We start from the raw sequence: 13,528 nt of genomic DNA on the forward strand, positions 1-13,528 counted from the left end.
AGATAAAATTGAATATTTTTTGACGAAAATGTGACAAATTTGAGTCAAAACACTTTAAATTAAACCATAATTAAGGTTATAATAAGATTAATAAAAATGAAAGCGCTTTTACAAATAAGAAAATAGATTAAGGACTGTCTTAATAATAGGTTAATAGCTTAGTTTGTGTAGATGCTGTGGATGGCAGAAATCTAATAGAAACCTTCTTTGGAAGGATAAGAAGAGATCTCTTTTATACAAAAATAGTTCTCTTCTTTAGAAGATCATTTTTGTATATGAAAGGGGAAAATACCATGAATGCAAATAAGGTAAATTTAGAAATTGATGATTATTTAGATTTGTTCCTCCTTGCAGGACAAATGGGAGATAAAGAATGGCAGCAGGAGATAATGGAAGTACTTAACCATTATGAGGAAAATAAAGCAAAAGAAGATCCTGTATTAAGGATTCATAACCTTTGGTTAGAGCATCGAAAGATTAATACAGAGCTTATCGACCTCTATCGTCAATTACGACAGGAACCAGATAATGAAATATTAAAGTCAACTATCTCTGTTTTGAAAAAACAAAAAATAGCTGTATGTCGAAAGCTTTACAGTGATGAAAAGAAAAGCCGGCATTATATTTTGTAATCATTAGATCGATTGATTAAGCGCTTACATTTTGTGTGCCATGATGGTTCGTGTGCATATTAAAACCACTTTCTTTTCAGAAAGTGGTTTTTTATCGGATCATACTATTTGATTTTGAATAAAAAATATTTGGAATATAGATAATTTACCGCTATAATGTAATTGTTAATTATTTTAACTTCATTCAGCAGAAGTCCTCCACTTCTACAAGTGGGGGATGAATGCAAATAGTACTTCGATTCAGTTGGGGTTCAAACCCCGACTGAATGAAGTTAAGCCTCCGGCGGATGTCGCGGATTTTTTTAAGGTAGTTTATCGAGCGAGCTCAGGTAATCCGGACGCAAATTCGACGGGCGAATTTGATTAGTCTAGAAATTTAGTTATCTAAAAGGAGTCGAGTTGAGTATGGCAAGCATTAGCGTAGAGAATAAGGGATATTTTGGTGAGTTTGGTGGAAGTTTTATTCCAGAGGACCTTCAAAAAGTAATGGATATTATTGAAGAACAGTTTTTAAGGTATAAAGATGATGAGGAGTTTCAACAGGAATTAGATTATTATTTGAAAGAATATGTAGGCCGTGAAAATCCATTAACTTTTGCGGAAAATTTAACGAAGAAAATCGGCGGCGCAAAGATTTATTTAAAGCGTGAAGATTTAAATCATACAGGATCACATAAAATTAACAATGCACTTGGACAAATATTATTGGCAAAAAAAATGGGAGCAACACGAGTGATTGCCGAAACTGGAGCAGGGCAGCATGGAGTAGCAACCGCAACAGCATGTGCGATGTTTGGTCTTGAATGTGTCATTTATATGGGAAAGGTAGATACAGAACGTCAGGCGCTTAACGTATTCCGTATGGAGCTACTTGGTGCAAAGGTTGTTCCTGTTGATAAAGGACAAGGCAGATTAAAGGATGCTGTTGATGAAGCTCTAAATGACCTAGTAGAAAACTACGAAAATACTTTTTACTTAATTGGGTCTGCTGTTGGTCCACATCCTTATCCGACAATTGTAAAGCATTTTCAATCTATAATCAGTAAAGAGTCTAAACAACAAATTCTGGAAAAGGAAGGCAAATTACCGACTGCAGTTGTTGCCTGTACAGGTGGAGGCAGCAATGCAATTGGATCGTTTGTGAATTACCTTGAGGATAAAGAAGTTCGTTTGATTGGTGCAGAGCCAGCTGAAGCGCCAACTATGTCTGAGGGAGTGCCGGCTGTTCTTCACGGATTTAAGAGCTATACGTTACTAGATGAGAATGAAAAGCCAAAACCAGTATTCTCCGTTGCAGCAGGATTAGATTATCCTGGTGTTGGTCCGGAGCACAGCTACTTAAAGAAGAGTGGAAGAGCTGAATATGTTACGGTTACGGGGCAGGAAGCATTAGAAGCCTTCCAAACATTATCAAAAGTAGAAGGAATCATTCCAGCATTAGAAAGTTCCCACGCTGTAGCGCACGGAATCATGCTGGCTAAAGAACTATCTAAAGATGACGTTATCGTTATAAACCTATCTGGACGTGGAGATAAAGACGTTGATCAAGTTTATAAAATGCTAAACAAATAAGCCAAAAAATAGTAAGATATAAACGTAAACGCCTATCGACGATAGGCGTTTTTTAGTGCTTTAAAGGGTTGGGGGACAGTCCCCCAACCCTTTAAAGCACTATAGAGATATTGAAGATAGTAATTTCTACAATTTTCGCTATATTTCGATATATTTTTTCGCCAAACTCTTCCAAAAATTTTAAAAATATAGTAATATTTTAATTAGAGTTTTTTACACAAACGCTTTAACGCAGTATGGTGTTAAATGTATAGATTAAGCATCATGTACGATTAATAAATTTAATATAGTGATAGTCCATTAATCTTATTTCGGATTAATCAATTAATAGGAGTGGGAAGCAATGTCAAAGATTAAGTTTTATTATGGTAATGATATACCGTTGGAGATGCATAAAGTACGTATTGTGCAAAAGCTAAATTTACCTCCTGTCGAACAACGTTTAGAAGCGATTACAGACGCTGGTAATAATACTTTCTTATTAAAAAACAAAGATGTATTCATGGATATGTTGACAGACAGTGGAGTTAATGCGATGAGTGATAAACAGCAGGCTGCAATGATGGAAGCAGATGACTCCTATGCAGGTTCCAGTACCTTTACAAAGTTAGAAAACAAGATTGAAGAAATTTTTGGTAAGAAATATTTTCTTCCTGCCCACCAGGGAAGGGCCTGTGAGAACATATTATCCAAAACATATGTAAGAAAAGATTCTGTCGTTCCAATGAATTATCACTTTACAACGACAAAATCACATATTGTCATAAATGGTGGTCGTGTAGAAGAGCTTTTTAAAGATGAGGCCCTGAAAATTACAAGTGATGACCCGTTCAAGGGGAATATGGACATTGCAAAATTAATAGATGTTATTGAAACAAATGGTAAAGAAAATATTCCCTTTGTACGTCTTGAGGCTGGTACTAATTTAATTGGCGGACAGCCATTTGCACTTGAAAACATGCGTGAGGTTCGTAAAATTTGTGATGGGTATGGGATTATGCTGGTTCTAGATGCGAGTTTGTTAGCGGACAATCTTCATTTTATTAAGACACGTGAAGAAGACTGTAAAGACAAGAGTATTCGCGAAATTACACGTGAAATGGCAGACCTTTCTGATATCATCTATTTCTCCGCACGCAAACTAGGCTGTGCACGAGGTGGTGGTATTTGTACAAATAATGAGGACATTTACATGAAGATGCGTGAGTATATTACTCTATATGAAGGATTCCTAACCTATGGAGGTATGTCTGTTCGTGAAATGGAAGCCATTGTTGTTGGATTGGATGAAACAATGGACGAAGAAATGATCAATCAGGGACCACAATTTATCGCCTATATGGCAGAAGAACTACAGAAGAAAGGTGTGCCGGTCGTAACACCACCAGGAGGTCTAGGCTGCCATATTAACGCAATGGAATTTGTAGATCATATCCCACAAAATGAATATCCTGCAGGCGCACTGGCTGCGGCACTTTATATTGTAAGCGGAGTGCGTGGCATGGAAAGGGGTACGCTGTCTGAGCAAAGGGACGAAGACGGTAATGAAACATTCTCCAATATGGAGCTCGTTCGCTTAGCTATGCCAAGACGTGTTTATACATTATCACAAGTAAACTATGCTATTGATCGAATTGGCTGGCTCTATGAAAATCGACATCTGATTGGCGGTTTAAAGTTTGTAGAAGAACCAAGTGTATTGCGTTTCTTCTTTGGTAAATTAGCAACGACATCTGATTGGCAAGATAAATTAGTAGCAAAATTTAGAGAAGATTTTGGTGATAGTCTATAAAGATATAGTCATCTTTATATAGTTCATTAATGAAAAAGTCAGGGGATAAACCTTGGCTTTTTTTCAATATAAATTTTTTTAAAATACTTAACACTATCTCAATGTTGTTAACTATTTTAAATATTTTGAAAATTTAATTGACGGTAAATACCTGATTTTGATAAAATTAGAGCATAATAACTCGTTTTCTATATCGATTTTTCTTGTTTTGTTATAAAATAACAAAATTTTTTCTATTAATCCAAATTGTAAATTATTATATTAATAAAATAATTGGAGGGTTCGAAATGATTTTAGTATGTAGAAATCACGTGACTGATGGTTTAAAGGAAATCTCAGCACCTCACATTGAAAAACTGACATCTGAGGAGCAAAATTACTGTGAATTTTGTGAGGACAAGGCAGTATATCGGTTGTTTTATTTTAGTCCAATTCCAGCAGTAGAAAAGAGAGAGCTGCGTAATAAGTCCTACTGTTAATAAGTTAAGCCATAACATTAAATAATTTCTTCTTTTTTTAGTCTGTAATTATAGCAGTCGTAAACTGTGATTCTCCGGAGTCTTGCGTTTTAACCCCCCAAAAACTTACTTGCTTTCCTCCATCAAGATATTTCCCATAAGTCTTTTGTCTGTTTGTTCCCTATACTTCACGCATATTGAATCGTATCATAAAAAACTAGGGAACCAAGGCAAAAGAAGTTTTGCTTACGCAATATATGTACACTATTTCACAAATCAATTCATAAAGTTTTCACAATATAATATAACCGCTAAAGAATAGGCTTTTTTACATTTATATCTATCAGTATCATAAATTCAATAAAATTACTCTTTGACAGCGCTTTCAATAACATGCTATATTCCTAGTGTAAGTTATAAAGCTTTTTTGGTTATGAAAAAATTAATATATTAGTATAACAAAAAAGTAGTAGTAGTACAACTAGACGAAAACGCGGAGGGATTTCGATGACTGAACAAAAAGTACCACAAATGAAATTTGGAGTTGCCATACTTCCATTAATCATCATGATAATTGCCATGGTAATTTCAATTGTTGTTCTAGAGCAAGGCCCGCATATTCCTTTATTAATTGGTACAGTCGCAGCTGGTTTAGTGGCTTGGAGATCCGGATATAAATGGGATCACATAGAAGAATCCATGTACAAAGGGATTCGACTTGCACTACCTGCAGTGGCTATCATTATGCTGGTTGGTCTTATCATTGGAGCATGGATTGGTGGCGGTATTGTAGCTACGATGATTTATTATGGATTAAAGGTGATTACACCTGCATTTTTCTTATCTGCGATTTGCATCATTTGTACAGTGGTTTGTTTAGCAATCGGTAGTTCTTGGTCTACAATGGCAACAGTAGGGGTTGCCGGAATGGGTATTGGATTAAGTATGGGAATTCCTGCTCCAATGATTGCTGGGGCAATCATTTCAGGTGCATATTTTGGAGATAAAATCTCACCGTTATCAGATAATACAACGCTTGCAGCTGGTTTAACTGAAACAGATTTATTTGAACATATTAAAAACAGTCTTTATACAACAGTTCCAGCCTGGTTAGTTGCTGTTGTGGTTTACTTTTTTATCGGTAGACAATTTGCCGGATCGCAAATGGATAGTGGAAGTATCAGTCAAACGATGCGCGTACTAGAAGAAAGCTTTGTTATTTCACCATGGTTACTATTAGTACCAGCAATTGTTATTGGCTTGGTTGCCAAAAAGGTACCGGCACTTCCTGCCTTATTCGTCGGAGTTGTTTTAGGATTCTTATGCCACGTGTTTGTTCAAGGTGGAAATATTACAGATGCAGTAGCTGCGCTTCAAAGTGGCTTTGTGATTGATACAGGAAATGAAATGGTTGATAATCTTTTCAATCGTGGTGGTTTGGACTCAATGATGTATACGGTTTCAATGACGATTGTTGCCATGACATTTGGCGGAATTCTGGAGCATGCAGGAATGCTACAAGCAATTGTTGATAAAATTTTAAAGCTTGCAAAAACAGCAAAGGGACTTATTACTTCAACGATTCTTACATGCTTTGCTACAAATGTTACTTGCTCTGAGCAATATATTTCAGTCGTTGTACCCGCACGTATGTATGCCAATGCCTATAAGGAAAAAGGGCTGCATTCAAAGAACCTATCTCGTGCATTAGGTGACGGCGGTACGTTAACATCTGTATTCGTTCCTTGGAATACATGTGGTGTGTTTATTTTTGGAACACTTGGAGTTCATGCATTTGAATATGCTCCATATGCCATCTTAAACTGGATTACTCCTGTCATCTCAATCATTTTTGCTATCACTGGCTTTACCATTGCGAAAATCGCAACAACTAAACCAGGTGAGGATGAAATATCTAAAGCGGTATAATTTAATAAAAGATAATGGTAATTGATATCTATAATTTTAAAAAAGTGAAGGCGAATTTCGCCTTCACTTTTTTCATAGTTAGTTTTCTTTTAAAATAGTTTTATACGTATCGAATTTCTCTTGAACCGCTGTTGAAGGAACCTTATCAATCAAGCTGACGATAATGATTGCCAAGACACCAAATAAGAAGCCAGGGGCTAACTCGTAAATATCGAACATTCCTCCTGTCAGCTGTGCCCAAATAATAACAGTTAGAGCGCCAACTACAATCCCTGCAATAGCACCGTTTCGAGTCATCCGTTTCCAAAACAAGCTAAGAACGATGACAGGACCGAAGGCTGCTCCAAAGCCTGCCCATGCATAGCTGACAAGTTCAAGAACTTTACTATCAGGACTATAGCCTAATAGAATCGCAATGATTGCGATACCAAAAACAGCAATTCTGCCAACAATCATTTCTTCCTTCTTGGAAGCGTCCTTTTTAAATATTGACTTGTAGAAATCATTAGCTAAAGCACTTGAAGAAACGAGCAGCTGTGAGTCAACCGTACTCATGATTGCTGAAAGAATGGCTGCAAGTAAAAAGCCTGCTACCCAAGGGTTAAATAATACCTGAGAAAACATAATAAAAACTGTTTCGGAGTTTTCTAATGGTGAATCAGCAAAGTAGGAGATACCAGCGAAACCAACAAAGATTGCACCAAATAATGAAAGAATCATCCAAGCCATCCCAATTAAACGAGCCTTAGGAATTTCACTAGTGGATTTTATTCCCATAAATCGAACGATAATATGTGGCTGACCGAAATAACCTAACCCCCATGCTAATAGTGAAATCACGCCAATAGCCGTTGCTCCGGAATAGACATTCAAGTGAGAGGTATCAATATTTCCAATCATTTGCACCGTTTCATTCCAGCCACCTAACTCATAAATTGCTACAGCAGGAACAATAATTAAAGCGAGAAACATTAAGATTCCTTGAATAAAATCAGTCCAGCTTGCTGCCAGAAAGCCGCCAAATAAAGTATAGGATAGAATGACAGCTGCTCCGATCCAAAGTGCAAGCTCATAGTCCATGCCAAAGGAGTTTTCCAATAGTATTGCTCCGCCTACTAGACTAGAAGATGTGTAGAATGTAAAAAATAGAAGTATTACGATGGCTGATACAACGCGGAGAATTTTAGAATTGTCACCAAAACGATTTTCAAAATAGTCTGGGACAGTAATCGAGTCATTTGCCACTTCTGTGTAAACACGCAATGGCTTCGCAACAAATTGCCAGTTTAAATAGGCTCCAACTGCAAGACCGATAGGAAGCCAGATTTCACTCATACCGCCTATATACATAGCTCCTGGCAGTCCCAATAACAGCCAGCCGCTCATATCAGAAGCACCAGCACTGAGTGCTGCAACTCCACCGCCTAGCTGACGTCCGCCAAGGACATAATCAGATAAATCTTTTGTTTTTCTTGCCGCAATAATTCCAATAACCAGCATTCCGATTAGATAAATGATGATTGAAATTAACGTAGGGACATTAATATCCATTTTGGTTAACCCTCTCCTTTTCTACTGTAAAGTTTGAACTCTTTTTCTCAGAAAAATAGGTAATAACACTGAGAATAATTAATATTGGCATGGGAATAAGTAACCAAGCCCATGTTGCAGCTGTTAAGCCAAACTCTTCCATTTTATCACCTCCTTTAAAGCATAAGATATTATATGATTAAAAATAGACACTAAACGGTGATGGGGACATCTAAATGACATACAAATTGACTAATATCCATTACATACGGTTGACCAAAGGAAGAATCTGTTTCATGTGTTTGCAGTTGAAGTAATTCTTCATTGGAATAATTAACAACTCCACACCCTAGCTCATAACCTGTCTCATCCTTAATTCGGATAACAGCACCTTTTTCAAATTGACCGTTTATATATTGGATACCTGACGGTAATAGGCTTTTATGCTCCTCCAGGATACGTGACTTTGCCTGATGGTTAATAATAATTTCACCTGCAGGACGCGAATGAAAAGCAATCCATTTTTTTCGTTGATTTAAATTGATTGAAGGCGCTTCAGCTGTAAAGTAGGTTCCTCTTGCTTTTCTATTAACAGCATCAACGACAATATTTTTTTTGCTTGCATTTCCTAAGAAAGTTGTGATGCCTGATGCCATCGCAATTTTAACTGCTTCGATTTTCGACTTCATGCCGCCGGTGCCAACCGAGCTACCTGAACCACCTGCAGTTGCTTCAATTTCAGGTGTAATTTCATTTACATGCTCCACCAAGGCTGCGTGTAGATGCTTACTGGGGTCTGCATCATATAGTCCATCAATATCGGAGAGTATGACTAGTTGGTCTGCATCAATGAGTCCAGCTACTTTCGCTGAGAGTGTATCATTATCACCGAATTTTAAACGATCAATTGTCACGGTATCATTTTCATTTACGATTGGGATAATGCCGCGTTCTAAGAGAACATTTAATGTGTTTCGCATGTTTTTGTAACGATCCTCATCAAGGAAGTCACTTCTTGTAATTAAGATCTGTGATGCAACATAGCCGTTTGATAGAAATAACTTCGAATATGATTCCATCAAGAGACCTTGGCCAATAGAGGCAGCTGCCTGTTTTTCTGGCAATGATTGTGGCCGTTTTAGACATCCTAGCCGACGGTATCCAGCTGCGATAGCGCCCGAGGATACAAGTACGACCTCATAACCAAGATCCTTTAATTTCACTATTTCATCAGCTAATTTTTCTAGTTTTTTATGGCTTATTTCACCATGACGGCTGGTTAACGAACTACTGCCTATTTTTATGACGATCCTCTGAAGCTCTGTGTTCGAGGTCATCTAATCACCCCTGTACAAATTTTTATAAATAAGCTCCATGTTGAAGCGTTATAACTCATGAATCGATAAACACTTTAATCTAATGGCACATTTTGCTTTGTCGGTATTCGTATTTTAACTAGTTGTGTCGTTATTTCGTGTGAACGCTCAGCTGCTTCTGAAATAGCCATTTCAATAGCCGTTCCTGCACCATGAATGTGCAAGGCCTGTAGTCCTGCAGCAGTTGTTCCATTGGGTGAAGTAACTTTTTTTCTTAATACAGTCGGTGTTTCCTTTGTATTCTGTATCATTTTGGCTGCACCTAGGATGGTTTGGGCGATAATTTCACGAGCAGTAGCTTCGGATAAGCCGTCATTTGCAGCCTGTTTTTCCATATGTTCCATTAAGTAATAGAAATAGGCAGGTCCACTTCCTGCAAGACCGGTAAAAATATCCATCTTATCTTCTGGAATACGGTATACTTTTCCTATGCTTTCCAGCAATTTCTCGGCTATCACCATATTTTCATCAAGAGTGTACTTTCCGGAAGATATGCCTGTTGCAGATTCTCTAATCATACTGGAGGTATTCGGCATGACACGAATCACCTGTTGACCTGTTGGGAAAAAATTTTCAATGAATGAGGTTGTAATTCCAGCTAAAACAGATAGAATGATGTGATGTGGTTGTATGAAGTCACGAATTGATTGTAGAGCTGTTTCTGCATCCTTTGGTTTCATAGCGAGGATAATCATATCCATTTGACAGTGTTGTAGTTCATCACTTGTAACTCCATTTATTCCGTAAGCTTCTTCAAGCTGTATAAGACGTTCTCTATTACTACGATTTGAAACAATAATTTGATTTGCTGGAATCTTTCCGGATTGAACGATTCCTGCTATCATCGCTTCTGCCATCGATCCTGCTCCGATAAAAGCGATTCTTTTGTTTTCTAACATGTAACCTCTCCCGTTGTGTTCGTATTTTTGTTCTTGTTTTCTTTCAATGCTCTTATACTATCAATCAAAAAAAACATTATCAAGGAATTTTAAGAAAGTTATGAGTATTTGATTCAATTAGTGAGGATATGTGAAGAGACGTACTGTTAGCTAAACATAATCCGCTCTCAAGGCTGATTTTCACTTCTCAGCACTGAATATCAAGGTTAGAATTTGTGAATTATCCCGTTCTTCATCATTTGGCTTGTCCTTTTTGTATGGTGATAAATGACAAAAGAGTCTTGGTTCCTGCTAAGGAAATCAAGACTCTTTTGTGGTTTGAATAGTGGAAAGTCTGTCGATGATTTTTCTCTTTCGGTATAGCATCATACCTGCTTCAGCGACATCATTTATAGCCGAGCGATTGATAAAGGCACCAAAAATGAGTCCGGCTAGGGGAATCATTTGAAATAGCTTTTTCCAACCTAGTTGATCTCTAAAAGTAAAAACGACTTCCCGCCAGCCCTGGAGCTCTGATAACACCTCGCGTTTTACCGATACATCCTTATCATCAAATTTGGATAATTGTACAAGGATAGCGTTCTTACCAACAATGTCTGCAGATACAAACTGAAGGCATTTAACAATAAATAAACGCTCTTCCTTTTCGTAAGGATTATAGCCATAACAAATGGCAATATCCTGCAGTGTTTTTAATTGCAAACCGAGTAGGAGGGGGATATCGATGGTTAAAGTGAATATCCCACCAATCCCTGTGCTGGCACCTTGTATAGCTGCCAGTTTTTTTCTGCTGATTGATAGTTTTTCGACTGCCTGATCCATGGTAGTAATAGGAAGTTTGGCTGTATCCTCTAAAGATTGTATCGATTGGTCCGGATAATAGGAGGATAGAGATGACACCGAGCTTAGATAGCTACCACCTGTTTGAACGTATTGACCCAATTCATCTATCATCACACCCATTTTTTCTTGAATAATGGCTGGTGTCCATTTATCAATCAACTTAAAAGGCAGTCTTCCAAGCCTTTCCCAGAACCATAAATCACTTTGGTCTTTTTCCCAAACCTCCACTTTTGTCAGCTCTTCTGTTAACCATTCTTTCGTTTCAGTCACCTACAATTACTCCTTTTGAATAGAATATCTAGTATACGTAATATTAAATGGAAAGTTTCATTATGTTTTTAATCTTTAATTAGGTAATAATGGAATAAATATAGGTAAAATGAAAGTTGTTGTATTTATATTTTCTTTTTTCATGATGAATGGAGGATAACCTGTGAAATCACAATTACAAGCAGGCAGGATTAAGCTTGTCCAAACCGAACGAAAGCATGCTCCAGCATTGTTTTTGTTCTGGTCAGATCCGGATGTAACCCGCTATATGAATATTGAAACGTTTACAAATGTCGACGAAGCGATTACGATGATTGATTTATTAAATAAGCTAGCAGCCAAAAAACAAGCGAATCGATATACTATCATGACGGGGCAGAATGATACGATCGTCGGCAGCTGCGGCTTTAATTATTTCGATTATGATAATGAGAAAGCAGAGATTGGCTATGATTTAGGGAAAGAGTATTGGGGAAAAGGGTTTGCGAGTGAAGCAGTAACTATTTTACTGCAATATGGATTTCAGGAGTTGAATTTGAACAGAATTGAGGCAAAGGTCGCCCCAGAAAATGCACGTTCAAAAAAACTATTAGAAAAATTGGGATTTTACTATGAAGGGCTTCTTCGTGAATCTGAAAAGACGAAGGAGGGTTTTATAGATGCTATGTTGTATTCTATCCTACAAAAGGATTTTCAAAGTAAAATCTTCAAATAAAAAGCTCAAATAAAAGGAGTTTTGTCTAAATTTATGGAATAATTAGTATTGTAAGGCTTTTTTTGTCAGGGGAAAATCAATGTAACAATTAATTTTTCATATAGAGGAGGAAGTCATGATGAATAGTCCCTATGAATATAGTATTACTTTACCAGAGAAAATGGAAAACGGAAGAAAATATCCGGTTATCATTGCGTTGCATGGAATAGGATTTGATGAACAGTTTCTAATGAAGGCAGTTAGTGAACTGCAGGAGGATTTTATTATCATTGGGGTACGAGGGGATTTACCGTATGAAAAAGGCTATGCCTATTATTACTTAAAGGGGTATGGCAATCCGGAACGCGATCAATTTGACAGCTCGATTGAGAAGCTTAAGGAATATATTGACTATTCCATCGGAAAATATCCAATTGATCAAACTAAAGTATATCTGATGGGGTTTAGTCAAGGTGCTATCCTCAGTATGAGTCTTGCCCTAATATTAGGAGAAAAGGTAAAAGGGATTATCCCAATGAACGGTTATATTCCGGAATTTATCAAATTTGAATACCCTTTAAAACCCATTGATCATTTGAATGTGTTTCTGTGTCAGGGAGAAAATGATCCTATTTTTCCATTGAATGTGGGACAGGCTAACTATAATTACTTCCGTGATAAGGCAGAATCGGTTAAATATACGATTTATCCAACGGAACATAAAATAACAAAAAATAACCAGTATGATGTAGTGGCATGGCTTCGTCATGAATTAGAAAAGATAAGCAGTCCGGAAAGTAAATCAGGCAAATTGGTTTCCAAAGAGTAACCTACCATGTAGGATTAATATGATATAAGGATAGCAATTCGTTTGTAGTGTTATCTGGGATAAGATTGTTATAATAAGGAGAGATTTTCTTGAAGAAGGTTGTCATAATCACAGGGACTCCAACGAAACCATCCCGTTTACATGGTGTCGTTGACTATGTTTCAGAACAAATAAAGGAGCTAGGATTAGACGTTCATCATATTGATGTGGTTGATATGCCAGCCGAGGATTTGCTACATGCAAATTGGAATAGTCCGGTTATACAAGCAGCTAACCAACAAATATCTAAGGCCGATGCGGTAGTTATAGCAACACCAATCTATAAGGCATCCTATACAGGGATACTAAAAGCATTTCTAGATTTAATTCCGGAAAAAGGCTTAGAAAATAAGCTATTACTTCCTATTATTATGGGTGGAACAAAGGCACATTTACTTATGATGGAATATGCGCTTAAACCTGTTCTATCCGTCTTAGGTGCTAATCAAATTGAAGCAGGTGTATTTATCCATGATTCAGAAGCGCGATGGGCTGATGATGGGAAAGTCATAATAGATACAGAAGTTAATAATCGTTTAACGGTATCTGTGGAGAAACTATGTAAAAATATTATGAAATAGTGGATTAGAATTGCTACTTCTTTTTCCATAAAAGGGAACAGACACTTAAAAGTCTGTTCCCTTTTTCATACTGTGAACCGATTC

13 protein-coding genes are annotated in these 13,528 nt (G+C 37.0%); 8 read left to right on the forward strand and 5 right to left on the reverse strand.

Annotated features, from left to right (window positions below; genetic code table 11):
* Window positions 1-293 precede the first annotated feature (293 nt).
* The 5 genes from BQ5321_RS10370 to nhaC all read left to right on the forward strand — a co-directional run bounded on the left by BQ5321_RS10370 (window position 294) and on the right by nhaC (window position 6,383).
* Entirely contained in the window at window positions 294-632 is a 339-nt protein-coding gene (locus BQ5321_RS10370) for a hypothetical protein (protein WP_071394422.1), read from the forward strand.
* 405 nt (window positions 633-1,037) lie between these two features.
* Window positions 1,038-2,204: a tryptophan synthase subunit beta gene (trpB, locus tag BQ5321_RS10375; protein WP_071394423.1), complete on the forward strand. Its 1,167-nt coding sequence runs from the start codon at window positions 1,038-1,040 to the stop codon at window positions 2,202-2,204.
* A gap of 343 nt (window positions 2,205-2,547) precedes the next feature.
* Entirely contained in the window at window positions 2,548-3,996 is a 1,449-nt protein-coding gene (locus BQ5321_RS10380) for a tryptophanase (RefSeq protein ID WP_071394424.1), read from the forward strand.
* A 287-nt stretch (window positions 3,997-4,283) separates the two neighbouring features.
* Window positions 4,284-4,475, forward strand: coding sequence for a hypothetical protein (locus BQ5321_RS10385; protein ID WP_071394425.1), 192 nt, complete (start codon window positions 4,284-4,286; stop codon window positions 4,473-4,475).
* A 486-nt stretch (window positions 4,476-4,961) separates the two neighbouring features.
* A complete protein-coding gene (gene nhaC / locus BQ5321_RS10390) occupies window positions 4,962-6,383 on the forward strand; it encodes a Na+/H+ antiporter NhaC (RefSeq protein WP_071394426.1) in 1,422 nt (473 codons plus the stop codon).
* A 78-nt stretch (window positions 6,384-6,461) separates the two neighbouring features.
* On the opposite strand, the gene putP is transcribed toward nhaC, so the two are convergent.
* From putP to BQ5321_RS10410, 5 genes are all read right to left on the reverse strand, one after another.
* On the reverse strand, window positions 6,462-7,934 hold the full coding sequence (gene putP / locus BQ5321_RS10395; protein WP_071394427.1) for a sodium/proline symporter PutP: 1,473 nt from the start codon (window positions 7,932-7,934) through the stop codon (window positions 6,462-6,464).
* Complete coding sequence (locus BQ5321_RS24430) at window positions 7,924-8,076, reverse strand: hypothetical protein (RefSeq protein WP_187143734.1); 153 nt, start codon at window positions 8,074-8,076, stop codon at window positions 7,924-7,926. Before BQ5321_RS24430 ends, putP begins: the two co-directional genes overlap by 11 nt.
* 49 nt (window positions 8,077-8,125) lie before the next feature.
* On the reverse strand, window positions 8,126-9,250 hold the full coding sequence (proB, locus tag BQ5321_RS10400; RefSeq protein WP_071394428.1) for a glutamate 5-kinase: 1,125 nt from the start codon (window positions 9,248-9,250) through the stop codon (window positions 8,126-8,128).
* A 74-nt stretch (window positions 9,251-9,324) separates the two neighbouring features.
* A complete protein-coding gene (proC, locus tag BQ5321_RS10405; protein WP_071394429.1) occupies window positions 9,325-10,188 on the reverse strand; it encodes a pyrroline-5-carboxylate reductase in 864 nt (287 codons plus the stop codon).
* A gap of 300 nt (window positions 10,189-10,488) precedes the next feature.
* Window positions 10,489-11,301 (reverse strand): EcsC family protein, encoded by an 813-nt coding sequence (locus BQ5321_RS10410; protein WP_071394430.1) that lies wholly within the window; start codon window positions 11,299-11,301, stop codon window positions 10,489-10,491.
* 163 nt (window positions 11,302-11,464) lie between these two features.
* On the opposite strand from BQ5321_RS10410, the gene BQ5321_RS10415 reads away from it, so the two are divergent.
* The 3 genes from BQ5321_RS10415 (at window position 11,465) to ssuE (ending at window position 13,444) form a co-directional block, all read left to right on the forward strand.
* A complete protein-coding gene (locus tag BQ5321_RS10415; RefSeq protein WP_071394431.1) occupies window positions 11,465-12,016 on the forward strand; it encodes a GNAT family N-acetyltransferase in 552 nt (183 codons plus the stop codon).
* A 115-nt stretch (window positions 12,017-12,131) separates the two neighbouring features.
* Complete coding sequence (locus BQ5321_RS10420; RefSeq protein WP_084786732.1) at window positions 12,132-12,824, forward strand: alpha/beta hydrolase; 693 nt, start codon at window positions 12,132-12,134, stop codon at window positions 12,822-12,824.
* A gap of 89 nt (window positions 12,825-12,913) precedes the next feature.
* Window positions 12,914-13,444 carry an NADPH-dependent FMN reductase gene (gene ssuE, locus BQ5321_RS10425; RefSeq protein WP_071394433.1) on the forward strand — a complete coding sequence of 177 codons (531 nt, stop codon included), beginning with the start codon at window positions 12,914-12,916 and terminating at the stop codon, window positions 13,442-13,444.
* The last annotated feature ends 84 nt before the right edge of the window (window positions 13,445-13,528 follow it).

The organism is Bacillus tuaregi (assembly GCF_900104575.1).
Classification (GTDB): domain Bacteria; phylum Bacillota; class Bacilli; order Bacillales; family Cytobacillaceae; genus Bacillus_BD; species Bacillus_BD tuaregi.

Excerpts from the sequence above, each read along its gene's own strand:
- proB (WP_071394428.1), bottom strand. The coding sequence starts at position 9,250 with ATGACCTCGAACACAGAGCTTCAGAGGATCGTCATAAAAATAGGCAGT.
- BQ5321_RS24430 (WP_187143734.1), bottom strand. The coding sequence starts at position 8,076 with ATGGAAGAGTTTGGCTTAACAGCTGCAACATGGGCTTGGTTACTTATT.
- nhaC (WP_071394426.1), top strand. The coding sequence starts at position 4,962 with ATGACTGAACAAAAAGTACCACAAATGAAATTTGGAGTTGCCATACTT.
- putP (WP_071394427.1), bottom strand. The coding sequence starts at position 7,934 with ATGGATATTAATGTCCCTACGTTAATTTCAATCATCATTTATCTAATC.
- BQ5321_RS10385 (WP_071394425.1), top strand. The coding sequence starts at position 4,284 with ATGATTTTAGTATGTAGAAATCACGTGACTGATGGTTTAAAGGAAATC.
- BQ5321_RS10370 (WP_071394422.1), top strand. The coding sequence starts at position 294 with ATGAATGCAAATAAGGTAAATTTAGAAATTGATGATTATTTAGATTTG.
- BQ5321_RS10380 (WP_071394424.1), top strand. The coding sequence starts at position 2,548 with ATGTCAAAGATTAAGTTTTATTATGGTAATGATATACCGTTGGAGATG.
- trpB (WP_071394423.1), top strand. The coding sequence starts at position 1,038 with ATGGCAAGCATTAGCGTAGAGAATAAGGGATATTTTGGTGAGTTTGGT.
- proC (WP_071394429.1), bottom strand. The coding sequence starts at position 10,188 with ATGTTAGAAAACAAAAGAATCGCTTTTATCGGAGCAGGATCGATGGCA.
- BQ5321_RS10420 (WP_084786732.1), top strand. The coding sequence starts at position 12,132 with ATGATGAATAGTCCCTATGAATATAGTATTACTTTACCAGAGAAAATG.